The organism is Acinetobacter sp. NIPH 1852 (assembly GCF_022549455.1).
GTDB lineage: Bacteria > Pseudomonadota > Gammaproteobacteria > Pseudomonadales > Moraxellaceae > Acinetobacter.
On record NZ_JAKZGG010000005.1, the window covers coordinates 33955 to 57688 of the forward strand.

At 40.6% G+C, this 23734-nt stretch carries 20 protein-coding genes; 7 read left to right on the forward strand and 13 right to left on the reverse strand.

The window, feature by feature from the left end:
* Window positions 1-116 precede the first annotated feature (116 nt).
* Complete coding sequence (locus MMO38_RS05545) at window positions 117-2171, forward strand: TonB-dependent receptor (RefSeq protein WP_241322856.1); 2055 nt, start codon at window positions 117-119, stop codon at window positions 2169-2171.
* A 115-nt stretch (window positions 2172-2286) separates the two neighbouring features.
* On the opposite strand, the gene lysM is transcribed toward MMO38_RS05545, so the two are convergent.
* The 6 genes from lysM to MMO38_RS05575 form a co-directional block, all read right to left on the reverse strand.
* On the reverse strand, window positions 2287-2760 hold the full coding sequence (lysM, locus tag MMO38_RS05550) for a peptidoglycan-binding protein LysM (protein WP_005198127.1): 474 nt from the start codon (window positions 2758-2760) through the stop codon (window positions 2287-2289).
* 208 nt (window positions 2761-2968) lie between these two features.
* The gene (gene acpP / locus MMO38_RS05555; protein ID WP_004670020.1) at window positions 2969-3205 is read right to left on the reverse strand and encodes an acyl carrier protein; all 237 of its coding nucleotides are present in this window, start codon (window positions 3203-3205) and stop codon (window positions 2969-2971) included.
* A gap of 86 nt (window positions 3206-3291) precedes the next feature.
* The gene (fabG, locus tag MMO38_RS05560) at window positions 3292-4026 is read right to left on the reverse strand and encodes a 3-oxoacyl-ACP reductase FabG (protein WP_004670018.1); all 735 of its coding nucleotides are present in this window, start codon (window positions 4024-4026) and stop codon (window positions 3292-3294) included.
* Window positions 4023-5009 (reverse strand): ACP S-malonyltransferase, encoded by a 987-nt coding sequence (fabD, locus tag MMO38_RS05565; protein WP_241322857.1) that lies wholly within the window; start codon window positions 5007-5009, stop codon window positions 4023-4025. Before fabD ends, fabG begins: the two co-directional genes overlap by 4 nt.
* 197 nt (window positions 5010-5206) lie before the next feature.
* A complete protein-coding gene (rpmF, locus tag MMO38_RS05570) occupies window positions 5207-5392 on the reverse strand; it encodes a 50S ribosomal protein L32 (RefSeq protein WP_004670013.1) in 186 nt (61 codons plus the stop codon).
* A gap of 74 nt (window positions 5393-5466) precedes the next feature.
* A complete protein-coding gene (locus tag MMO38_RS05575) occupies window positions 5467-6027 on the reverse strand; it encodes a YceD family protein (RefSeq protein WP_241322858.1) in 561 nt (186 codons plus the stop codon).
* 96 nt (window positions 6028-6123) lie between these two features.
* Here MMO38_RS05575 and MMO38_RS05580 point away from each other — a divergent pair, with 96 nt between their 5' ends.
* Both MMO38_RS05580 and MMO38_RS05585 read left to right on the forward strand, forming a co-directional pair.
* Window positions 6124-6786 carry an elongation factor P hydroxylase gene (locus MMO38_RS05580; protein WP_241322859.1) on the forward strand — a complete coding sequence of 221 codons (663 nt, stop codon included), beginning with the start codon at window positions 6124-6126 and terminating at the stop codon, window positions 6784-6786.
* 88 nt (window positions 6787-6874) lie between these two features.
* The gene (locus tag MMO38_RS05585; RefSeq protein WP_004670005.1) at window positions 6875-7492 is read left to right on the forward strand and encodes an L-threonylcarbamoyladenylate synthase; all 618 of its coding nucleotides are present in this window, start codon (window positions 6875-6877) and stop codon (window positions 7490-7492) included.
* A 12-nt stretch (window positions 7493-7504) separates the two neighbouring features.
* On the opposite strand, the gene MMO38_RS05590 is transcribed toward MMO38_RS05585, so the two are convergent.
* The gene (locus tag MMO38_RS05590) at window positions 7505-8224 is read right to left on the reverse strand and encodes a GNAT family protein (RefSeq protein WP_241322860.1); all 720 of its coding nucleotides are present in this window, start codon (window positions 8222-8224) and stop codon (window positions 7505-7507) included.
* A 245-nt stretch (window positions 8225-8469) separates the two neighbouring features.
* On the opposite strand from MMO38_RS05590, the gene MMO38_RS05595 reads away from it, so the two are divergent.
* Genes MMO38_RS05595 through rluB form a run of 3 tightly spaced genes read left to right on the forward strand, consistent with a single transcriptional unit; the run spans window position 8470 to window position 10846 of the window.
* On the forward strand, window positions 8470-9264 hold the full coding sequence (locus tag MMO38_RS05595; protein WP_241322861.1) for a segregation/condensation protein A: 795 nt from the start codon (window positions 8470-8472) through the stop codon (window positions 9262-9264).
* Window positions 9261-9860 (forward strand): SMC-Scp complex subunit ScpB, encoded by a 600-nt coding sequence (gene scpB / locus MMO38_RS05600; protein ID WP_121930164.1) that lies wholly within the window; start codon window positions 9261-9263, stop codon window positions 9858-9860. The genes MMO38_RS05595 and scpB overlap by 4 nt, the downstream gene beginning before the upstream one ends.
* Window positions 9861-9901: 41 nt before the next feature.
* A complete protein-coding gene (gene rluB, locus MMO38_RS05605) occupies window positions 9902-10846 on the forward strand; it encodes a 23S rRNA pseudouridine(2605) synthase RluB (protein WP_121930163.1) in 945 nt (314 codons plus the stop codon).
* Between the two features lie 53 nt (window positions 10847-10899).
* Here the strand turns inward: rluB and MMO38_RS05610 are convergent, their stop codons facing one another.
* The 6 genes from MMO38_RS05610 to MMO38_RS05635 are packed head-to-tail and all read right to left on the reverse strand — an operon-like array spanning window position 10900 to window position 20392.
* Entirely contained in the window at window positions 10900-12630 is a 1731-nt protein-coding gene (locus MMO38_RS05610) for an ABC transporter ATP-binding protein (protein ID WP_241322862.1), read from the reverse strand.
* A 14-nt stretch (window positions 12631-12644) separates the two neighbouring features.
* On the reverse strand, window positions 12645-13787 hold the full coding sequence (locus tag MMO38_RS05615) for an ABC transporter permease (protein WP_241322863.1): 1143 nt from the start codon (window positions 13785-13787) through the stop codon (window positions 12645-12647).
* A gap of 7 nt (window positions 13788-13794) precedes the next feature.
* Window positions 13795-14733: an ABC transporter permease gene (locus tag MMO38_RS05620; RefSeq protein ID WP_004669991.1), complete on the reverse strand. Its 939-nt coding sequence runs from the start codon at window positions 14731-14733 to the stop codon at window positions 13795-13797.
* An 11-nt stretch (window positions 14734-14744) separates the two neighbouring features.
* Complete coding sequence (locus MMO38_RS05625; RefSeq protein ID WP_241322864.1) at window positions 14745-16760, reverse strand: M3 family metallopeptidase; 2016 nt, start codon at window positions 16758-16760, stop codon at window positions 14745-14747.
* Between the two features lie 21 nt (window positions 16761-16781).
* Window positions 16782-18593: an ABC transporter substrate-binding protein gene (locus MMO38_RS05630; protein ID WP_241322865.1), complete on the reverse strand. Its 1812-nt coding sequence runs from the start codon at window positions 18591-18593 to the stop codon at window positions 16782-16784.
* 14 nt (window positions 18594-18607) lie between these two features.
* Window positions 18608-20392 carry an ABC transporter substrate-binding protein gene (locus tag MMO38_RS05635; protein ID WP_241322866.1) on the reverse strand — a complete coding sequence of 595 codons (1785 nt, stop codon included), beginning with the start codon at window positions 20390-20392 and terminating at the stop codon, window positions 18608-18610.
* Window positions 20393-21048: 656 nt separating this feature from the next.
* Here MMO38_RS05635 and MMO38_RS05640 point away from each other — a divergent pair.
* On the forward strand, window positions 21049-23730 hold the full coding sequence (locus tag MMO38_RS05640) for a TonB-dependent receptor (protein ID WP_241322867.1): 2682 nt from the start codon (window positions 21049-21051) through the stop codon (window positions 23728-23730).
* Window positions 23731-23734 lie beyond the last annotated feature (4 nt).

Below are 23734 nucleotides of genomic sequence, written 5' to 3' on the forward strand. Positions count from 1 at the left end.
AATATTCAAGAACCTTAACTTGCTTATAAAATATAATAATTATCATTTTAATTTTCACTATATCCCTCATGCTGAAATACCGCCTCCTACCTAGCCTATTACCGCTTAGCTGTGCCATGACTGTCTTTGCAAATGATCAAGTGAATACACTGCCAACCATCACGATTCAAGCCTCAACAGCAGTCGAAAATTCTGAAAAAGAATATAAGGTCAATTCTGCAAGTTCTGCGACACGCACATCCACTTTGCTTAAAGATACGCCACAAGCTGTAACTGTGGTCAATAAAGCAGTACTTGAAGATATCCAAGCAACCCGCTTATCCGAAGCACTTGATGTCGCGGGACTTGGACGAGCAAATAACTTTGGTGGACAAGGGCTAACCACTTTCACATCTCGAGGCTTTACTAGCGGCGAATATTATAGAAATGGCTTTCCAATTAACCGCGGTTATCCCAATGCACCTGATAGCTCAACCATCGAGCGCGTAGAAGTTTTAAGAGGTGCTTCATCAAGCCTGTATGGTCGTGGTGATCCAGGAGGTACTTTTAACGTGGTGAGTAAAGTACCCCTCGCCGAACGAAAAACAGTACTCGGTTTGAGTATCGATGATGAAGGACTCTATCGTAGTACAGTGGATACCACTGGCTCTTTGACTCCAGATAACAGTGTCAGCTACCGTTTAAATTTAATGGGTGAAAATGGAGATACTTTTCGGGAACATGTTGACTCAAAACGCTGGAACATTGCACCCGTTATTCAATGGACGCCTTCAGAGAATACCAAGGTTATCTTTGAAGCAGATTTCCTACGCAACCAACATGCTTTAGATCGTGGTTTCACTCGCTATGACGGTCAACAAAAACAATCTTTTGATCCCAAAGAATATTGGTGGGAATCTGGAAAAAATCGAAATCGACTCTATAACGACAATGATATGTTCCAATTACGCGTTGAACATCGTCTCAATGATGCATGGAAGTTGAATGTTGGTACGCAATATTTAGATGGAAATTTGCATGGTTATGCCGTTGAAGCAAATGGTGTAAAAGCCAATAGTCATGGCGAAATCATTACTCGAAATTATAATTGGCGAAATTTAGATTGGAATGACAAAAATATTCAAGCAAGCCTTGTCGGTGAGTTTAATCTGTTTAACCTAGAACATACGCTAGTATCTGGAATAGAATTTGAAGATTATGACTACCGTTCCTATATTATTCGCTCCACTGCACCATTTGACTTAAATATTCATCATCCCGATCGTACTCAGCCACTACCTGAATTAGTCAACGTCACCACACATGATCATGAACAACTGCGTAGCAAAGCTTTCTATGTTCAAGATCAAATTCGCTTAACAGATCGACTCAATACTTTGATTGGTTTACGTTTTGAACATTACGAACAGGATTATACCAATTTTATAAATCATTCTTCATGGTCAACTGATCACAATACCGTCATACCTCGTATTGGATTTACCTATGATTTGACCGATCAATTCACGCTTTATAGCAACATCAGTAAATCATTTAAACCAAACGCAGGCGCAGATCGAAACAATCAAGGCTTTAATCCTGAAGAAGGTATTTCTTATGAAATTGGTTCAAAATACGCTCTTCTTGATCATAAACTTTCATTTGAAAATGCAATTTATTATGTCAAAAAAGAGAATGTGCTGACATTAGATCCAGTGGATTCAACAAAAAGCGTTGCCGCAGGCGAAGTCACAAGTAAAGGCTTTGATCTCAGTTTGGTCGGAAATCTCACCCCAGAATGGAAAATTATTGGAAATTATGCCTATACCGATGCTGCGGTGAGCAAAGATAATAGCTTAACCAAAGGAACACGTTTAGCTAATATTCCTAAAGATTCATTCAATCTATTAAGTATTTATGAGTTTCAATCAGATGCATTAAATGGTTTAGGTTTAGGCTTAAACCAACGCTATATTGCCAGCCGAAAAGGACAAACTGCAAATAACACATACAGCATGGGAAGTTATGCGACTACGGACTTTATTTCTTATTACAATCTGTCATCGGACATACGTTTCAGTTTCGATATTAAAAATATCTTTAATAAAAAATATGATGATAGTGCATTCAACCGCTATGTTTATCCAGGTCAACCTCGAACAGTTAAACTCGGAATGACCTATAGTTTTTAAGTGTGTATATCAGTCCACGTCGAGTCTGTGCGAAGTGAACTAAACATATATTTTTAACACTTTCTATTCACCATCAAAAAAGGCGCTTAATGCGCCTTTTTTAGGATCAAGTAAATTATTGTGGAATACGTAACACCTGACCTGGGAAAATATCATCTGCATTTTTCAACAATGGTTTATTCGCTTCAAAAATTTTATTGTACTGGTTTGGATCACCATAATACTCTTTAGAAATCTTAGACAAGTTATCGCCTGATTTTACCGTATAGAACTTGCTTTCTGGTTCTGCTGTTTCAACCGTCATTTGATCATCAACTTGTGCAACATGATCAATATTCCCTACAGCAAGTACAATTTTTTCTTTATCCGCTTGGCTCTTTACCTGCCCTTTAATCACAGCGGTATCTGTCGCACCATTATAAGTAACTGATAGACCATCAACACCTAAACCTAAGCTTTTAATCAAACCCAATAATTTATTTGCTACTTCCTGAGCTGACGGCTCAGCTGGTGATGCTGGCGCAGCTTGTGGTTCTGCTGGCGCAGTATTTTTCTTGCCAATACCTTTAACAAAATCAAAAAGACCCATTGTTATTTCCTCTGTAATTATTAATGATGCTTGGTCAAAGTTGACCTAATTTCTAGTTATACAGAAAAAAAGAATTGCTCGAGTTTCAATTTAAATAGGTCTTGTAAATATATGTATATTCTCTAAAACAACACTCAGTATATTTGGAATTTCTTATTTTCACCCATAAAAAAGCCACCTTACGGTGGCTTTCGATCATGCAAGATGATTAAGCAAGTTTTTTGCTTACATAATCAATTGCAGATTGAACTGTTGTGATTTCATTTGAATCTTCATCTGGAATGGTGATGTCAAAGTCATTTTCAAAAGACATAACAAGTTCAACCAAATCCAAAGAATCAGCACCTAAGTCATCCATGAAAGATGCTTCGTTTTTGATTTCTTCAGCACGCATACCTAATTGTTCAGCTACAGCTTGCTTGATGCGTTGTTCGATATCGCTCACAGGAATTCTCCTCATTGCTTGTGGCGTTTTAATTTGCCACTAGTTTAATTGAATATTAAAATTTTTAAAAGTTTATACGTCGCCACTTAGGCCATGTATAAACCACCATTTACGTGTAAAACTGTACCAGTAATGTAACTAGCATTATCGCTTGCAAGGAAACTCACTGCATTTGCAATATCTTGGGGTTGACCTAGACGATTTAAAGCTACTTGATCGATCATTTTTTTACGAACATCTTCGCTTAACTGATCAGTCATTTCAGTTGCGATAAAACCAGGTGCTACACTGTTTACCGTAATCTGACGACTCCCCATCTCTTTCGCTAAGCTACGACTGAATGCTTCAATCCCTGCTTTCGCGGCTGAGTAATTGGCTTGTCCTGGGTTAGCAAAATGTGCAACCACAGAACTGATGTTAATAATGCGTCCAAAGCGTGCTTTGGTCATGCCTTTCAATACTCGCTTAGATAAACGGTAAACCGCTTTCAAGTGAATATTGAGAATGTCATCCCAATCATCTTCAGACATACGCAATAACAAATTATCTTTGGTAATCCCAGCATTGTTGACCAATACCAGAACCGAACCATATTGCTGCTCGATATGCGAAACAAGTGTATCAATTGCCTCGCCATTACGAACATCAAGTACCGCACCTGTTCCATGCTCAGCAAAACTGTCTGTCAGTTTTTGCGCGCCTGATTCAGAAGTCGCGGTACCAACGACAAAAAAACCGTCTTGAATGAGTTGCTGTGCAATTGCTGCGCCAATACCTCGGCTTGCTCCTGTCACTAACGCAACTTTTCGTTGTTGTGTCATGCAATTTTTCCTTCTGCCACTAACACTGCGTTTAGGGCATCTTCCATACGTGCTTTGCTATCAATGGCAAATGCTTTTTCTATGTTCGGTAATCGCTTGGCAAGATTACTAAGTACTGTACCCGGCCCACATTCGACCACATACTGAATACCCTGATCTTGTAGATATTGCATGGTACGTGTCCATTGTACCGATTGGTACAATTGGGCAGTGAGTGCCTGACGCAATTGAGCAACATCCGTAGCGATTTCCGCGTTGACATTTTGTATTACAGGAAGGTGGGGTAGCTCAATGGCAGTTTGTTCCAAAGCGTCAGCAAACTGTTCTGCTGCTGATCTCATCAATGAACAATGTGAAGGGACAGAAACAGGCAATGCGATGGCTTTACCAGACTGCGCTTTTGCCTCAGCCATGACTTGCTGAACCAACGCAGTACTCCCCGCAATCACGACTTGACCTTGCGCATTGTAATTTGCAGCTTCAACTGAACCTTGACCTGCCGCAGAGACTTGCTGGCAAAGCTCAACAACTTTGTCATCAGCCAAACCAAGGATTGCAGCCATTGCGCCTTCACCTTGAGGAACAGCACTTTGCATCAATTTACCGCGTAAATTGACCAATTTCACTGCATCGCCCAGCGTCATTGCTTCAGCTGCAACTAACGCGCTGTATTCTCCTAAAGAGTGTCCAGCCAAGTATTTCGGTACGATACCACCTAACTCTAACCAGACACGCCACAACGCAATACTTGCAGTGAGTAACACAGGCTGAGTATTTTCAGTTTGATCTAAACCTTCACCACTTTGAGCAATCTGCCAAAGGTCAAAACCAAGCGCTTCCGATGCCTCAGCAAAGGTGTCCTGAACAACACTGAACTGCTCTGCAAGTTCAGCCAACATACCTACTTTTTGCGAGCCTTGACCCGGAAAAACAAATGCTGTTTTTGTTGCTTGAGCTGCCTGCTCAAGTCGTTTAGTCGACATATAAAAATCCTTAAATTAGTCTATTGCCAATTTCATCAACACTCATGATTCTACATGAGAATGACGATAGACTCTTTAGCGATGCGGCAATTTAACATTGATTAAATCTTTTTATAATTGCGAAAAACAACAAAAAAGGGAGCTTTCGCTCCCATTTTTTTTATACTTTAAGCTATCGCTTAATGCATATGATTCAATTATTCAGCATCAGCTGCTTTAGCGAATAATTGACGACCACGGTAAACACCATCTTTAGTCACGTGGTGACGACGATGAGTTTCACCCGTAGTTTGGTCTACAGATAATGCATTCTCGGTTAAAGCGTCATGTGAACGGCGCATGTCACGGCGAGAGCGACTTTTACGGTTTTGCTGAACGGCCATGATGGCTCCTTACAAAGATCGAAAAAATGGATCAGAACAAATTCGGTTGTCTTAACTCAACATTATAACATAAATTATGAGCTAAGTTTACCCTTCAGGCCAGCCAAAACATCAAACGGGTTATCCCGCTTTTCTTCGACATCATCCTGAGTGGCAGGTCGATGCTTATGCTCACAAACATCATGTTTAGGAGATAAAGGCATCAACAGTAACAGTTCATCTTCTAGTAATGCGAGTAAATTGATCGATGCAGGTGTATCAAAATCACCTTTTTTCGAAGATTCACTTTCACCTAAAACGATGAAATCAGCATCCTCATCCAATCGCTCTATCAGTGACTCATCATCAATCAAAGCTAAATGAAAGTCTGAAACCAATTCAATTTCAACAGTTCCCAAACAACGTTGGCATTCCATTGGAACTTTGGTTTCAATATTTCCATCTAACCATATAATACGATGATAGATATCCATTGATAGCTTACAGTCTATGTTGATCAATTGATCATCAATTGAACCAACAGCTTCTCGAGCAATACGAGCAAAGCGAGACAATGGCAGTGTTCCTGACCATGTAAAGCCCTGTTCAGCCCATTTAAATGGCTCGATTTGGCTTGGAAAAGTATTTGCTGACATAATTAAGAGCGCGATTTTACAAATTCATCGGTACTCTGTCAAAGATTAAGATACAATTTTGCACTTCTTTTGACAGAACTTAGGGTAAATCAAGCAATGCACCTGTTGCAGCCGCAACTTGAAGTAACAACTTCATTACTCATTCGCACCCATTCAACCACTACTGCTGCGTTAATGCCAGATCAAGTGCAACATTTATCTTGGCAAAAGTTAACGACAGAATCAGAGCAGGTCGATTGGCTTATTTTACACTTTAATTCTTGGTTTTCCCACCATAATGTCACTTTAGTCAAAGGTGATTTTGAACCAGAGTATTTCCCAGCAACTTTGCAACAAGCTGCAAGAATCCAATTTGCGCATGGTTTCTTTAATAGTGCCCTGCATGAAATCAGCCATTGGACGATCGCAGGTGAAAAACGCCGTTTACTTCCAGACCTTGGATATTGGTATGCACCTGATGGTCGAAGTGCTGAACAACAAAGCTTATTTGAACAAGTTGAAATCAAACCACAAGCGATTGAATGGTTATTTGCAACTGCCTTTGGTCGAAAATTTCGTGTGTCTTTAGATAACTTAACGGGCGACAGCGGAAATGGACGACAGTTTAAAGATCATGTGTTTGCTCAAGTACAACGGTATTTTTCTGGTGAAGCAAAGCTACCTCGTGATGCTGCGCATTTTATTTATTGCATATGTCTTTGCACACGCAATGGATCACCATTACAACTCAATGAATTTAAACGTGAATACCTTGATTAAATGACAAAATTATCACATCAAACTCTTGCAACATGCCCACAACAAGTTTCATACTAAATTCAGCCACATAGATCAGGGAGTTATAATAATGTTGCATTTACATATTCATCCTGAAAATCCACAGGCTCGCTTAATCACTCAAGCCGTTGACCGTATTCGTGCTGGTGACGTTGTGGTCTATCCAACTGATGCGGCCTATGCCATTGGTTGCCAGATTGGTAATAAAAGTGCGATGGAACGTATTGCTCAAATTCGTGGTTTAGGTCCAAAACATCAATATGCCATCATGTGCTGTGATTTATCGGACATTGCAACTTATGCCAAAGTTGATAATGCAATGTATCGTTTGCTTAAAAATAATACACCTGCTGTCACCACTTTTATTTTGCCAGCAACAAGTGAAGTACCTAAACGTTTAATGCACCCGAAGAAAAAAACCATTGGTCTGCGTATTCCAAGTAATCCAATTGCTCAAGCATTATTAAAAGAGTTAGATGAACCTTTACTCACCAGTACCTTGATCTTACCGAATCAAACAGATCCTTTAGATGACCCATTTGATATTGAAAATCAGCTCGGCAAACGTATTGATGTGTTTATCGATGGCGGTTTTGGAATGTTAGCAACCACAAGTATTGTGGATTTATCAGGTGAAAATCCAGAAGTTATCCGTCGTGGGATTGGGGATGTGAGTGCTTTTGAGTAAGCACTTACATTTTTAGTCAATCATAAAATCAGACAATCGCTGTTTCTGAAAACCCTGGTCATCAAAATTTTCAGGGCTTAACCATTGTTGATAAACTTGTTCCAAAGCTGACCATTCTTCATCAAGAATCGAAAACCAAGCTGTGTTGCGATTTCGACCTTTTACAATCCGATCCTGACGAAATAGACCTTCATACTGGAACCCAAAACGCAATGCAGCTGCTTTTGATGGTGCATTGAAATCGTCACATTTCCATTCCACACGTCTAAAACCCTGTTTAAAACATTGTTGTAATAATAAAAATATGGTTTCTGTCGATGCTTTTGATTTTTTCATCTTATGTGAAAAGTAAACATTACCGATTTCAATCGCGCCATGTTCAAGTCTTGGATTTAATAACGCGATCCAGCCCTGTACATCGCCATCGATTTCGATCAAAAAATGGATGGAATCCTTAAAATTAAATGAATTGTGCAAAGCATCTTTTATAACGTCTTGGCTCTGTGGTGCCGAATAAGGCAGGTAAGTCCAACATCCATCATTCGGTTCTGTTGAAACACACGTCCACATTTGACTGAGGGCTTGGTCGGACACGCCACCAGCAATATCGATCAAGTTAACGTATTGTCCATTTAAATCACCGACAATTGACCGAGCAGGTACATAATTTTCAATTGAAAGGCCAATTTTTTGCCCAAGTTGATTTTGTTGCGTGCTAAAATAACGTTTCATAATAATTTATCATTTAAAGAAAATGAGGTTTTCGTCGCTAATTTAAGCATAATTTTTTACTGCCTCTCTATAATTTTGCATAAATCTAGAAAATACCCTGAGAACTTTAAGGTTTTTGTAAGTGAGTAATTTATTAAATTTGCTATTTCGATTAGAATAGCCGTGCTCTTAGTAGTATGTGTCATCCCTTGATCACAAAAACGATCCCTTCATGCTTTTGAAAATTCGCGTGGCTTATAACGGTAATGAATCAAATCCTATCTTCCTCTCTGGAGTTAACTCCTTCCATTCGTGTGCTTGACGAGTGGCATGACACCATACCTGAAGATTTGTATATACCGCCTGCTGCATTCGAAATCTTATTGGAACAATTTGAAGGGCCTTTGGACTTTCTCATTTATCTGATTCAAAAAAATGGCTTTGATCTGTTACACATAGATATTGCACCGATTGCGACTCAGTATCTTAGCTATATGGATAGCATGAAGTCGTTGAATATTGAACTGACGGCAGATTATATGGTGATGGCGGCTCTGCTTGCTGATTTAAAATCACGTTTATTATTGCCGAAAGCCACGGTTGTTGATCAATTTGAAAAAGATCCTAAACAAGAGCTGATCGATCGTTTAGAAACCTATTTACGCATAAAACAAGCTGCTGAAAGATTAGGTCAAATGCCGATCTTTGAACGCGATACCTTTAGCGCAAATGTCAGTATTGGTCATATTGCACCCATTTACGAAGGTTATGATGTCGAGGCTTTACGCGATGCGATATTCTGTGTGTTTAACCGTCCTGAGCCAATAACGCATGTTGTGGCTCAAGAACCTGTTTTACTCGAAGAACGTATTGCCTTTATCCAAAACCAACTTGCATCTGGTGAGGCATTGAGTTTTATTGAATTACTCAACCCACAACAAGGTCGCATGGGGATGGTTGTGACCTTTATGGCGGTGCTTGAACTCACGCGTCAGCAAAAAATTCACATTATTCATAGTGGAATTGAAGCTCCGTTAACTGTTCAAGGCGTTGCAGCATGAGTTTAGATCAATTGGACTCAAATGAAGGTATGTCGCTTGAAGACATTCATCATGATGTTTTATTGCAAATTGAAGCAATTTTATTCGCCAGTGACTCTCCAGTCTCACTTGCACGACTAAAAGAAGCATTTCAAAACCAATATAATAAGCAACAGTTACGTCAGTTTTTGCAACAATTGGCTATGTTACAACATGGTCGCTCCATTGAGTTGATTGAAACGGTACAAGGGTTTCGTTTTCAAGTCCGAGCCAAATATCGGAATATTATTGCGCAGGTTTGGCCAGAACGCCCAACCAAATTGTCACCCTCACTACTCGAAACAGTAGCAGTGATTGCGTATCATCAACCCGTCACACGTGCCGATATTGAACAAATTCGTGGCGTATCAAATAATAGTCAGATTTTAAGAACGCTTTTTGACTGGAACTGGATCAAAGAAGCTGGTTTCAGAGATTTACCTGGAAGACCTGCGTTGTTAGTTACAACGCCCCAATTTTTAAATGCATTTGGTCTAGCCTCGCTAGGTCAACTGCCTCCCCTACAGAACGCCAAGGAAGCATTCATGACACTCGACGCACATGCGCCGAAGTCTTGATAAGGTGAACTGTTGATCATTATGTCTAAGGTTGTGCTGTCATGAGTGAAAAATTACAAAAGGTGTTAGCGAGGGTTGGGCTAGGCTCACGTCGCTATATGGAAGAAGTTATTGCTGCTGGTCGTGTCAGCATCAATGGTCGTATTGCACAGGTCGGTGAACGAATTGAACCGACGGATGAACTGCGTATTGATGGTCGTAAAGTCCAATTCCAAATTGAAGATGAAATCCGTCGTCGTGTTTTGGTTTACTACAAACCTGAAGGCGAAATTTGTTCACGCAATGATCCTGAGAATCGCCCAACTGTTTTTGAACAGTTACCACAAATTGCCAATGATCGTTGGGTCATGGTCGGTCGTCTGGATATTAACAGTACTGGTTTATTGTTATTTACCAATGATGGTGAGCTTGCCAATCGTTTAATGCATCCATCCAATGAAATTGAGCGTGAATATGCGGTACGTGTCATGGGTGAAGTGACACCGCAGATTCGCAACAATATGCTCAAAGGTGTAGAGCTTGAAGATGGCCCTGCCAAATTTGAATCATTCACTGACATTGGTGGTGATGGGATCAACCGTTGGTATCAAGTTGTGGTCAAAGAAGGTCGTAACCGTGAAGTGCGCCGTATTTTTGAAACACAAAGTTTAAAAGTTAGTCGCCTACTGCGTACCCGTTACGGCACAGTGATTTTACCGCGCGAATTGCGTACAGGTCGCTGGATGGAATTGGATAAAGGCGATATCGATAATCTTGCAAAATCTGTTGAATTGAAACCACGTCAAGGCACTGGTTTATTTGGTATGGCCAAACGTCGTAGTGACAGAATGATTGAAAAACCAATGGCTGCACGTCGTGGTGGTTATTTACGTCAACAACGTCGTGATGATGAACAACCAGAACAACGCCCGAACAGCAATTCTAAAAATCAAAATACCAGTGACCGCAAACCTCTTGGTATCAGTAAAGGCTTTAAGAAGTTTTAAGACTTTACCTTGATAAAAAAACGCTCAAATTTGAGCGTTTTTTTATATCACTGCTAGCGATTAGATATGATGCCTTGTGGAATTGCATTCAGCAGTTTTTGAGTGTATTCATGTTGAGGATGTAAATACAGCTCATCTGAATCCGCAATTTCAACGATCTCTCCATGATTCATCACCATCACTTGATCCGAAATATATTTTACAACCGATAAATCGTGTGAAATAAAAATATAACTCAAACCAAACTCATCCTGTAAATCTTGCAATAAGTTCAACACCTGTGCCTGCACTGATACATCAAGCGCAGATACCGACTCATCACAGATCAAAATCTCAGGTTTTAATGTCAAACAACGTGCAATCGCAATGCGTTGACGCTGACCACCTGAAAACTCATGTGGATAACGATCATAAGCTTGATCAGGCAAACTGACTTTCTCTAAAAGTGCTAATGCGATTTTTTTACGTTCCGCATCATTTTCACCGATCCCATGAATACGCATTGGCTCAAGTAAAATCTGCCCAATGGTAAAGCGCGGATTAAGCGAGGCGTATGGATTTTGAAAGATGATTTGTATCTTCCTCTGGTAGAGCGAAAATTCTTTCTCCGTCATAGAAAGAATATCTTTCCCATCAATCAATACTTGCCCGCCCGTGGCTTCATGTAAACGCATCAACAATAAGCCAATCGTGGTTTTTCCTGAACCAGACTCTCCCACCAATCCCAAAGTTTTACCTTTTGCTAGTTGGAAAGAGACACCTTTTACCGCCTGAAACTCCTCATGTCCCCATAAACCTTTACGGCTATAAAAAGACTTCTTCAAGTCTTTAACCTCCAGCACGATTTTCTCTAGACCTGTAAGCCCTCTTGTTCGTTCTTGAAGATGAAGGGTGGACAGATTAATCGCTTCAACCAGTTGTCCATTTTCCTGTTTCATAAAATCGCTGGTGACAGGTAAGCGATATGGACGCGATGAAAGTTGAGGACGACAATGCAAAAGCGCACGTGTATAAACATCATTAGGTTGTTCAAGCACTTGTTTCACATCACCACTTTCTCGAATTTCACCATGTCGCATCACAATCACTTCATCAGCAATTTCACCGACCAAAGCTAAGTCATGGGTGATAAATAACATCGACATTTCATGACGCTGACGTAAAGATTCGAGCAAATCAATAATTTGCTTTTGAATCGTTACATCCAAAGCAGTCGTCGGTTCATCGGCAATCAAGAGCTTTGGTTCACAAGCGATCGCCATCGCGATCATAATACGTTGTTGCTGACCTCCCGAAAGCTGACTTGGATAGGCATCAATTTTGCTCTCAGGTGAAGGAATCCCAACCTCATTCAATAATTCCAAAACACGGATTCTTGCCTGCTTTCTCCCCATGCCAAGGTGAATACGAAGCACTTCAGCAATTTGATCCCCTACTGTAAACACAGGATTCAACGATGACATTGGCTCTTGGAAAATCATGGCAATGTCTTTGCCACAAATACCCCGAATCTCTTTCGCAGAGAGATTGAGTAAATCTTTACCTTCAAAGATAATTTTACTTTGCTCAGCGACTTGGCTTTGTCCTTTGGGTAGCAAGCCCATGACTGCAAGCGAAGTGACTGACTTACCACTTCCAGACTCACCCACCAAGGCAACAGTCTTATTTTTAGGAATCGAAAATGAAATCCCTTTGACTGTTTCAATCCACTGTTTATCCTCACCTTTAAAACTAACGCGAAGATTTTCTACATTTAATAGCAGTGTTTCATTATTAGGTATCATCTCATTTCACTCCGCTATTTCAGTTTCGGGTCTAATGCATCACGCAATGCATCGGTGAACATTGAAAATGCCGTGACTAACACTGCCATGGCGATCGATGCCGCTGCCAATTGCCACCATTTGCCTAGAATTAACTCAGTTTGTGCTTCATTCAACATGCTTCCCCAAGACACCACACCCACTGGAACGCCAAAACCAAGGAAGCTCAGAATCACTTCAGATTTGATAAATGCCACCACAAGAATAGAAATTTGCACTAAAGCAATATGACTGACATTGGGAAAAATATGCACAAACATACGGCGCGAATGGCTGACACCAATCGCCTTAGCAGCCAGTACATATTCACGAGATTTGTGCTTCATATATTCAGCACGAATCAAGCGAAACACGCCTGTCCAGCCCGTTAAACCTAAAATGAGTACAATCGAAAGTACCCCTTTTTGTTGAAGAACCGCCGCAACGGCTAATACCAATAACAGATAAGGAATTGAGGTAAAAATATTGTAAAACCAGTTCAGTACATCATCGACCCAACCACCAAAATAGCCTGCAATCGCCCCTAAACCCGTACCAATCACCACTGCCAATAAAGCAGATAGCAATCCAACGAGGATCGATGTTTCGGCACCTTTAATGGTTTTGAGTAATATATCTTGCCCCCACTTATCAGCACCAAAAGCGAGCGTGGTTTTTAATTCTTGATTGTGATCGAGTAAATGCTCACCCAATTGCTGATCAATGGCTTGCATATCTGCTGCTAAAGGATCTGTCACCCCATAGTAATCAATTGCAGTTTCGGTGATCTGCTCATTCGCAATTTGAATATTCAATTCACGAATAATCTCTTTTAAAGGATCAACAGGGTTTTCAGGTAAAGCTTGCAATGGTTCTGATTTTTTCTCAGTAATCCGTTCCTCAACATCAGCACCGATAAAAGTAGGTGGTGCATAACTCACCGCAACCTCTTTATTCCAATTCGATGCAACCACACCTGTTACCGACAAAACCAAGACGATGAGATAACTCAGCACGACCAATAGCGAAACCATTGCAATACGATCTGCTTTTAAGCGCTGTACAGCCAACTGCCATAGCCCAGACGAAGTTGCGTCAGACTGAGCAGATGCCTTTCTTTTGAATAATATATTCAGCATATTGCACCTACTTCAACTGTACGCGCGGATCGATTAATTTATAAATCAGATCAGCTATTAAGTTAAAACACATGGTCGCAGCAGCGATGTACACAGTAATCGCTTTAATGACGGGAAAATCACTCCGCTCCACCGCAATAATGACTTCGCGACCAATACCTGGAATACCAAAAAAGCGTTCAATTAAAAATGCACCGATCAGTAATGCAGGCAAGGTTGCCATCACATCGGTCACGATCGGGATGGATGCATTTCGTAATACATGCACACCAAAGATGCGATGTTCACCCACGCCTTTGGCGCGTGCGGTACGGACATAATCCTGATTGACTTCATCCAAAATAAAGCTGCGATAGAGTCTGAGTGTTGGTGCAATACTCACCACCAGCATGATCAAAATTGGCAGTAGCGCATATTTAAATAAGTTTTCACTAAAACTATCGCTCCAGCCTTGCACTGGAAACCAACCCAATTGATAAGCAAAGAAATATTGGAAAACAATGATATAAACCAAAATACTGATCGACATACCGATGGTGCATAACATCATCACCATCCGATCAGTCAAACTGCCTCGTACTGAGGCAACCGCCAAAGCCAAAATGATCGAAATAATCGTTTGTAAAATGGTCAGTGGAATCAAGATGGTCAGCGATGGCCCTAAACGTGTCGTAATAATCTGGGAGACGGACTCACCGGTACTCCAACTCACGCCATAATCAAAGGTTAAAATTTGCTGAATAAAAATCCAGAGTTGCACATAGTAAGGCTGATCAACCCCGAGCTGCTGACGAATATTTTCAATTTGCTCTGGATTCGACATTTTGCCTGCCAAGATATAAGCAGGATCCCCACCCACCCAATTGAACAAGAAAAAGATCAGCAGCACGACACCCAGCATGGTTGGGATCATCTGCCATATGCGACGTACAATATATGCCAGCATAAAGATGCCCCTTATTTAATTCGTTGACCTGAAATTTCATTGAAAAATGCAGTGTTATTGGGTTTACGTCCAAGAAACGTTTCAACCAATGTTTGTGCAGGTTTTTGGCTACCTTGAGATAAAATGGTTTCGCGATAACGCTGTCCAACCTCGGCATTGTTCAAGTTATTGCCAAAGGCTGACAACATATCCAAGGCCATGACCTCAGACCACATATAGCCATAATAGCTGCTTTGATAACCGCCCATAATGTGCCCAAACTGACCTGGAAATTGTGTCGTGGGTACATAACCCAATGCCGTTGCACCTTCCATTTTTCCCCATAGATCAAGCGGTTGTACCTTCAAAGCATCAACACCATGTAGTGCCATATCGTACTGGGCGTATAATGTTTGACGCGCATAATGCAGACCACGCCCATAACCATGCACAGCATTTAATTTTTCGATCAAGGCATCATCGACACGTGGACAAGCTGGTTTGCAATAATCTGCGACTTTTGACAGGGTTTCTTTACGTCTCGCCCACTCTTCATACATTTGTGACGGCGCTTCAACAAAGTCACGCTCTACACTCGTCCCAGCTTGTGATGCATAACGCGTATCTGACAAAATGCCATGCAAAGCATGTCCAAACTCATGTACGAAGGTTTCCAACTCGTCACTGTTCAGCCCCTTGCGATTAAAATTGGTGACCAATGCTGAGATTGGCTTACGTTCAGTTAAACGACTCCGTCCGAAAACACTCCAAACCGCAGCATGACCATACTTGCCTTCGCGTGGAAATTTATCCATGTACAAGCCGCCAATTAATTGCTTTGTTTTCGCGTCGACCACATCGTAATACTCAACTTCGTCTTGCCAAACTTCTACATTTACTGGCTTAAATTCAATCCCATATAAATCAGATGAAATAGCAAATAACCAATCTTGCGTTGCTTGTGTAGGAAAAAATTCCCGCAACTTTTCCTGATCAATTTGATATTTGCCTTGACGGAGTTTTTCACTCCAATATTCCTCGCTCCAACGCTCGATCTTGGCTTGTTGTAATGGAATATTTAAGCTTTTTGCTTTGAACTCGCCTAAGGTTTGAACTTCTTTTTGTTCTAAGGGCGCGACTGTTGCATGAACTTCTGCTAGAAATTGATTGACTGCCTCTGGTGTCTTTGCCATCCGCTTTTGTAAAGCCCATTCAGCATAACTCGATTTTCCAAAAAGCTGCGCTAAGGCATAGCGTAAATCGATCGCTTGCTTCAGCAATGCTAAATTCTTTTCTCCACCACGACGACTAAAAGCAATTTGGTAGCGCTTACGTGCATCATCATTCTCCGCAAGCTGCATAAAAGGACGGTATTCAGGGTATTCAAAACCCAATAAATAATGACCTTTATCATTTTTGCTTAAAGCATCAATATAGCTTTGCGGTAAACCTTTTAACTCAGCGGCACTAAACTCTAATTTCTGCGGATTTTCACGTACATTTCTGGCATAGACCTGCTCAACCGTTGCGAGTTCATCCAAAATCTCTTTCAAACGTTTTTGCTTGTTGGTGGTCAGCAGAATGCCTTTTTCTTCAAAATTATCCAAAATGTCTTGCTGAAATTTGCTGTCTATTGCATCAGATGGCTTTAGTTTTTTAAACTGCTGATAGAGCTTGGGATTTTGGAAAATATCGGTTTGGAACTGCGTAATTTTAACCTCACAATCCTCTGCCGCGTTGCGTACAGTTTCATCGGGATAAACGTTGCCATATAAACCAATCGGCCCATAAAAATCTTCAAATTCTGCAAAGATGCGATCCCATTTCGCTAAAACGGGGGCTGCAGGTGCATCTTGTTTTAAGCGCAACATTTCTACAGACTTTAGCTGTTTTTTCACCTCATTCATTTTGGCATCGCACATTGTTGCAATGTCTTGGGCCTGAAATGTTGGCAATGTCTGACGCTTTGTCGTTTCAGCGATTGCCAACTGGCTGACGCCCATCATCAATAAACATAAGGTGGTTGATTTAAAGGTATTGAATTTCATGATGACTCCAGTTCTTTATTTCTATTTCTTCATATCAATGTCGATGTACATCCATTCCGCAGGAAGAATCGGATGCTTTTTAAAACCAATCACACGAGGTTGGGCCAAGATGTTTCGATAACGAGCACCGATCACCTGTACGGGCATATAGACTTCCAAGACACGTGACATTTTTCGGTATAAGGCATCACGTTCTGGACTAGGTGGCAGCTTCTGGGTTTGTTCGTATAGGCGGTCAAATTCAGGAATTTCGGCACAACTGTTGTTACTCACATGAACGTTCTTGCCATAAAAAAGCTGCATAAAATTATCTGCATCAGGATAGTCCGCAATCCAAGCAGATGTTTTGAACATGGTTTTGCATTGTTTTTCTAACTTCAGTGCTTCTGAAAATGGCAAAGATTTGGTGGTCATTTGGATCTTGAGACTATCCAGAATTTTTTTCCAAAACTCCGCTTGTTGCTGACTTCTTAGGCTATTTCCAGAGATCGTCATATCAATTACAAGCGGCTTTCCATTCGGCAGCGTTCGCCAACCATTTGCACTCACCTTGTAGTTATAACGATCAAGCAATAGATTGGCGGCTTTGACTGAATATGGAATACTACTTCTATAATCAGGGTCGTAGCCGACTACACCATCGGGGATCAGTGCTTGTAATTTTTGGGCATCCCCTTTTTGCAAAATATTGATATAACTGTCGGCAGAAAAAGCCATCGCCATGGCACGGCGGAGTGCAATTTTTTCTTTACTCAACCCACCCACAATTGGGTTTTTCATATTCCAATAGTGATAGTCAATGGATGGATCAACGATACGAGATAGTTGCACACCTTTTTTTACCAATTCAGGTTTCAACTCACCATTCTGCAAAGCTTGAACGGTCAACTCACCATCGAGCTGAAATAAGTCCACCTCATCCTTACTAAAGGACAGCCAACGTGACTGTCCTTCTTCCATCACTTGGATATCGATGACACCAATTTGCGGCATTTGTTTGCCTTGCATGGCTTGAACTATTTTCTGGTCTTCAGCAGAACTCGCTTTAAAGTTCCAAACAAAACTTCGGAAGTCGGGATTGGCTTTTAAAATAATGCGTGACCCCGGTGTCCAACGAGCCAACATATAAGGACCTGTGCCCACAGGATGTCCCATGGCAAAACCAGCTTTGTTTCGATACTTTTCGATCACCTCTCTAGCAACTGCACCAGCAGGTTGATGCGCCAAGATCATCGGGAAGTTTTGATCAGGACTGGTCAGTTGAATCACCAAGGTATAGCGATCTGGTGTCTGTAAGCCGACAACAGGTAGATCGTAATTAAATTTTCCTGTTTTTTGTGCTTGCTTCAGCACTGCATCCATTCCCGCAATACGCCCATCCAGCAACCAACTGTTGGGTGAACGCAAGTTTGGATCGAGCAAGCGCTTAAAGGTATAAGCATAATCAGCCGAGCTTAGTTCACGCTTTTTTCCCTTAAATGCTGGGTCATCAACAAAATAAATACCTTTCTGGATTCGAATGGTATAGGTCAAACCATCTGCACTAACCTCTGGTAAACCAATTGCTGTTCGAGGCACTAATTTTGCAGGTGAAGCCAAATAATCATAGGTAAATAAGGTCTCAAAAATAGAACCATTCACATGCGCAGAATATAAGTCGTGTACACCTGCAGGATCAAAACCTGTTTCTGCGACGGGAAAGACATAACGCAATACTTTATTGGGATCGGCTGGGCTTTTGGCAGCAAGCAGTGAAGTTGAAAGCGTTGCCGTGAGTCCAACACAAATTGCCAAACCATAGCGTGTTAACGAAAGTTTAAAATTTTGCTTCATCTTGAACTCATCACTTATTTTTGACGCGGTGAAGCAATATCTAGATATTGCCAGTTGGTATTCATGATTGGATGGGCTTTGAAGCCTTGCACATGGGGCTGAATGACCCAGTTTCTTATGCGGGTGTCTTGAAGAATAAAAGGATGATCTGCTTCGATTTGTCGGCTCATTTTTTCATAAAAAGGCATACGCTGTTCTGGCGCGTGCTGCATCGCTTGTTTATATAAACGATCATAAGCTGCTGACTGATAACAAGATTGATTCGCGCGCCCAACGTTAGGTCCATAAAGCAATTGGGTGAAATTCTCTCCTTCTGGATAATCGGCATGCCATGCACCGCCCCATATCATGTATTGACATTGAGTTGCCGCCTTTAAATTATCGGCAAAATTACTGACTTTAAATTCTGCTCGGATGCCAATCGCATCTAAGTTTTTCTTCCACAACTCAGAATACATAACTGAAGCAGAGCCGCTTTCTGTATTAATTTTTAAAGTTAAAGCGTTGCCATTGGGTAAAGTACGATAACCATCCGCAGCTTTTTTATATCCAAAATAATCCAGCAGTTTATTTGCGAGAACAGGGTTGTAACCAATGCTGCTACGATAATTTGGGTTATGCCCATTTACACCTGCGGGAACCAACATTTCGGCTTTGACTGCCTGCCCTTTTCGTAAAATGCGGATATATTCATCCAAATTAAAAGACATCGCTATGGCACGTCTTAATGCGACTTTATCTAAGCTCTTTCCACCTATGATCGGATCACGCATATTCAGCATGGTATAAGTGATTTCAGCTTCTTTATTTGGATAAAGGAGAATACCTTGCTGTTTCACCTCAGCTTTTAATTGATTATTTTGATCCAATACTTTGGGAACTGAGCTTGAAGTTAACTTATCAAAATCAAGTTGCTTGGATTTAAAGGCTAACCAACGTGACTGTTCTTCTTCGATAATACTGATGTTCACCTTGCCAATTTGTGGCATTTTTTTGCCCGTCATTTCTTTGACAAGCTGATTATCCCAAGCCGTTCCCGTTGATTTATAATTCCAGACAAAACCACGATAATCAGGATTTGCGACCAACTCTATTTTGCTACGAGGAACATACTTGCTGAGCATATATGGACCTGTACCAACAGGATGCATACCCAAACGGTCTTTATAATATTCAACCACTTCACGAGCAACTGCACCAAAAGTGCTATATGCCAAAATATAAGGAAAGTTATAATCAGGTTGTGTCAGTGTGAATTGAATCGTATAACGATCTAATGCCTTGATTCCCTCAATCGGTGCATCATAATCAAATCGACCAGACTTCCTCGCTTGATCAACCAACACATTTGCACCGACAATTTTATGATCGATAAAAGCAAATGATGAGGAGTGATTTTTAGGATCTAAAATACGTTTAATCGAATAAACATAATCCTCTGCAACCAACTCTCTGCGCTTGCCTTTGAATGCAGGATCATTGGTAAAATAAATCTCTGGTTTTATTTTAAAAATATAAACTTTGCCATTTTCTTGAATAATGGGCATGCCTTCTGCCGTTGATGGCACAAGTTTTACTGGACTAGCCAAATAATCATATTGGAGTAACCTTTCAAAAATAACATCAGCAACATTCCCACTATAGAAATTGAAAGTTTTAACCATATCAAAACCATCATCGGGGGCTTCAAAAGCAATTCGCAGGACTTTGTCCGCTTGTGCTGGTGTTTTGGCATATCCAATTGAGGCAAATGCAATAATGGTTGAAAACAAAGCAACGCTAGAAAATTTAGACTTCAACTCAGTGCTCACATCATCGTTTTTCAGTAAACGCTAATCTTTCGAATAGCACCCAATCACTCAACGATTCGAGCATCTTTGTTTAATCAAATGATATTTCTAATAAAATTTAAAAATTGATTATTTTTTACCATTCATAAAAATAACAAAGATGGAAGAATCATTTCCATGACGGAAAAACCACTGCCAAATTCATGCCACTTTTCAAATAAAACACTTAACTAGAATCAATAATTTTTAATAAGTAGTCTAAAAATATGGATTTCTGCATGTTAATTAAAAGTAATATTATGCAAAGATCATTTTTTGATATTAATTCACGCTTCAGAAAACAAAAAAATACAAATGCATAATTTTAAATAAATAAATATTGTTCCGCACCAAATAAAAGCAACCCCTAAACATCCTGATTCATTTTAATGCGATATAAAAAATCATGATTGTTGTAGAAAAATGACAATAAAAATATTTTTTGTATATTCATTGTTTTTTAATAATTAGTAAAAATATGAAACGCTTATTAGATAAAACTAGAACGCTTTTACACAATTTAATCTAGACCAATTGAGACCTAAAAACAGTATTTGGCACATGTCTTGCTAAAACGATTTTGTTCATTCTTTAGAGTGACCGTCTATTTAGGGGTTATAAATTCAATGAAAAATACCAATTTCGTTCAATCTAGTGCTCTGCCAAAAGCGAGCAAAAGCATACTAAAACTCAGTACCCTGAGCCTAAGTATGTTGTGTTTAACAATGACCCATGCGGCCGAAACAGAGTCACCCACAGATGAGAAAGCGACCAAAGTCGTAAAAGTTGCAGTCACGGGTTCATCGATCAAAGGTGTTGCAGCGCAGAGTGCTTCTCCCATCACGATCGTAAAAGTCGATGAAATTCTGAAGCAAGGGATCACCACCACTGAGGAGGCCTTATCTAAAATCACAGCCAACCAATCCAACTTTGTTACAGCATCTAATGTAGGCTCGAGCGGAACATCGGGATCTGCAGCAAATATGCGTGGCTTAGGTGCAAATAAAACTTTAGTGTTATTGAATGGACGACGTCTTGCAGCAAATGCCTATGATAGTGGCGTCACAAATTTAAATATTATCCCCCTTGCGATGCTAGATCGGATTGAGGTTTTAAGAGATGGTGCTTCAGCAGTTTATGGAACTGATGCGATCGGTGGGGTGATTAACTTCATTACTAAAAAGCAGTTTAATGGCTTGAATTTTAGTACTGACTATCAAAAGCCCGAACAAAAAGGCGGTGAGAAACAAAGCTATTCAATTTTTGGTGGTTTTGGTGATCTCGATGAAAATGGATTCAACGCGTTCGGTGTGATTGATTATCGCCGTGGTGAAGATGTCATGGCAAAAGACCGTAAGGTCAGTCGTCGTGGCGGTGTATTGCCAGAACTCGGTGTGGACAGAACCAGCAGTGGCTCATTCCCAGCGAACTTATATGATCCTGAATCACAAGTTTTTGGTAATCCCTATGCAAATATCGGTTGTGGCGATAACCCACTGGTAACAGCCAAAGGTGAAACCTGTCGTTATAACAGTCAAGCCGTCATTGGCATCGTTCCTAAAACAGAAGATATCTCTGTCATGGGACGAGTCACCGCAAAGTTAAATGATAACTTTAATGCCATTGGCGAATATGTATATGCACGGAATGAAGTCACCACGTCTGTTGCACCAGATGTGTTTTTTGATTTACCTCTAGATCCTTCAAGCAAATATTATCCAGGCAAAGGCATAACCCCAGCAATGGATGGCGTGAATGGTCCATTAGAACTTTATCTTCGTTCTCAAGCAGGGAATCGTGTCAGTAATAGCGTCAATGATTCACATCGTATCTTTGCAGGTATTGAAGGTGATGCTTATGGCTGGGATATCAATACCGGCGTAACCTATGCACGTAGTAACGCAGCAGATAATATTGTAAATGGATATCTAAATTATGATAAAACAGCGGAAGCTTTACTCAATGGCACGTTGAACCCATTTGGACCACAAGCCGCTGAAGATGGAGATGTATGGAGTAGCTTAGGGGTAAAAGGTAAATATTTAGACGCAAAATTAGATTCAACAACGATCGATTTTACTGCAAGTCGCCCCATTTACACTTTGCCAGCAGGTGATGTAGGACTTGCGATTGGTGCAAGTTATCGCAAAGATGATTGGCAATCAAAAACCATTTCTGAGATTGCGAGTGTTGCACCAAGTACAGGTGTAGATCCAAATGAACCAATAAATGAAGGTTCTCGAAATATTAAAGCGGTTTTTACAGAACTACATGTTCCATTGCACAAAACTTTAGAAGCACAACTTGCTGCTCGTTATGACGACTACAGTGATTTTGGAAGTACCTTTAATCCTAAGTTTTCCCTTCGCTGGGAGCCAATTCAACAATTGATGTTCAGAACAAGCTATACCAAAGGCTTTAGAGCACCAACACTCGCAGAAATGCATTCACCCAATTCGCTAACCAATACGCAAGCAACTTACAACGATCCTGTTCTATGCCCGAATGGTGTTCCCGCCGCTGGTGCTCTCCCTGCCCGCGATTGTGGTATGCAGTTTGATCGTCAAGATGGTGGTAACAAAGACTTAGAGCCAGAAAAATCAGATTCGATTACAGCAGGTCTGGTCTTTCAGCCAACCAAAAACCTAGTCTTCACATTAGACTATTTTGATATCAAGGTTAAAAATCAGATTACAGCGATTTCCGAGACGGCCATTTTCGGCGACCCAGAAAAATATGCAGATAAATTTGTCCGCAATGCAGATGGCTCACTCCACCACATCATTACAACCAAACAAAACTTAGGCGGTATCAAAACTTCAGGATTTGATGTCGGTATGGCGTGGCGCTCTCCAATGACCAGCACAGGTCAGCTCGGTTTTAATATTGATGGTACCTATATAACAGATTACCAATATCAAGAAGATAAAGGGATGCCATGGGTAGGTGTTGCAGGTAGTTATGCAGGTCTGGATTATCAAGCCATTGTTTTGCGTTGGAAGCACACCGCAAATCTAGATTGGCGCTATGAAAATTGGGCACTGAACTTACAGCAAAGTTTCTCTAAAGGTTACAAAGATCAAAATGCCAGTGGTCAAAACCATAAAGTCAGTGACTACACCACCTATAACCTATCAGGAACGTATAAAGGCTTTAAAAATTTAGAGCTTACGCTAGGTGTCAAAAATATGTTTGATGAAGCTCCCCCTGCATCAAATGTACTGGATAACTTCCAAATGGGTTATGACCCTCGATACGCAGATGTACTGGGTCGAACTTACTTCGTTCGTAGCACTTTCAAATTTTAATATG

What these genes read in the sequence shown, in the direction of transcription:
- MMO38_RS05545 (WP_241322856.1), top strand. Translation starts at nt 117, where the DNA reads ATGACTGTCTTTGCAAATGATCAAGTGAATACACTGCCAACCATCACG.
- lysM (WP_005198127.1), bottom strand. Translation starts at nt 2,760, where the DNA reads ATGGGTCTTTTTGATTTTGTTAAAGGTATTGGCAAGAAAAATACTGCG.
- fabG (WP_004670018.1), bottom strand. Translation starts at nt 4,026, where the DNA reads ATGACACAACAACGAAAAGTTGCGTTAGTGACAGGAGCAAGCCGAGGT.
- fabD (WP_241322857.1), bottom strand. Translation starts at nt 5,009, where the DNA reads ATGTCGACTAAACGACTTGAGCAGGCAGCTCAAGCAACAAAAACAGCA.
- rpmF (WP_004670013.1), bottom strand. Translation starts at nt 5,392, where the DNA reads ATGGCCGTTCAGCAAAACCGTAAAAGTCGCTCTCGCCGTGACATGCGC.
- MMO38_RS05575 (WP_241322858.1), bottom strand. Translation starts at nt 6,027, where the DNA reads ATGTCAGCAAATACTTTTCCAAGCCAAATCGAGCCATTTAAATGGGCT.
- MMO38_RS05580 (WP_241322859.1), top strand. Translation starts at nt 6,124, where the DNA reads ATGCACCTGTTGCAGCCGCAACTTGAAGTAACAACTTCATTACTCATT.
- MMO38_RS05585 (WP_004670005.1), top strand. Translation starts at nt 6,875, where the DNA reads ATGTTGCATTTACATATTCATCCTGAAAATCCACAGGCTCGCTTAATC.
- MMO38_RS05590 (WP_241322860.1), bottom strand. Translation starts at nt 8,224, where the DNA reads ATGAAACGTTATTTTAGCACGCAACAAAATCAACTTGGGCAAAAAATT.
- MMO38_RS05595 (WP_241322861.1), top strand. Translation starts at nt 8,470, where the DNA reads ATGAATCAAATCCTATCTTCCTCTCTGGAGTTAACTCCTTCCATTCGT.
- scpB (WP_121930164.1), top strand. Translation starts at nt 9,261, where the DNA reads ATGAGTTTAGATCAATTGGACTCAAATGAAGGTATGTCGCTTGAAGAC.
- rluB (WP_121930163.1), top strand. Translation starts at nt 9,902, where the DNA reads ATGAGTGAAAAATTACAAAAGGTGTTAGCGAGGGTTGGGCTAGGCTCA.
- MMO38_RS05610 (WP_241322862.1), bottom strand. Translation starts at nt 12,630, where the DNA reads ATGATACCTAATAATGAAACACTGCTATTAAATGTAGAAAATCTTCGC.
- MMO38_RS05615 (WP_241322863.1), bottom strand. Translation starts at nt 13,787, where the DNA reads ATGCTGAATATATTATTCAAAAGAAAGGCATCTGCTCAGTCTGACGCA.
- MMO38_RS05620 (WP_004669991.1), bottom strand. Translation starts at nt 14,733, where the DNA reads ATGCTGGCATATATTGTACGTCGCATATGGCAGATGATCCCAACCATG.
- MMO38_RS05625 (WP_241322864.1), bottom strand. Translation starts at nt 16,760, where the DNA reads ATGAAATTCAATACCTTTAAATCAACCACCTTATGTTTATTGATGATG.
- MMO38_RS05630 (WP_241322865.1), bottom strand. Translation starts at nt 18,593, where the DNA reads ATGAAGCAAAATTTTAAACTTTCGTTAACACGCTATGGTTTGGCAATT.
- MMO38_RS05640 (WP_241322867.1), top strand. Translation starts at nt 21,049, where the DNA reads ATGAAAAATACCAATTTCGTTCAATCTAGTGCTCTGCCAAAAGCGAGC.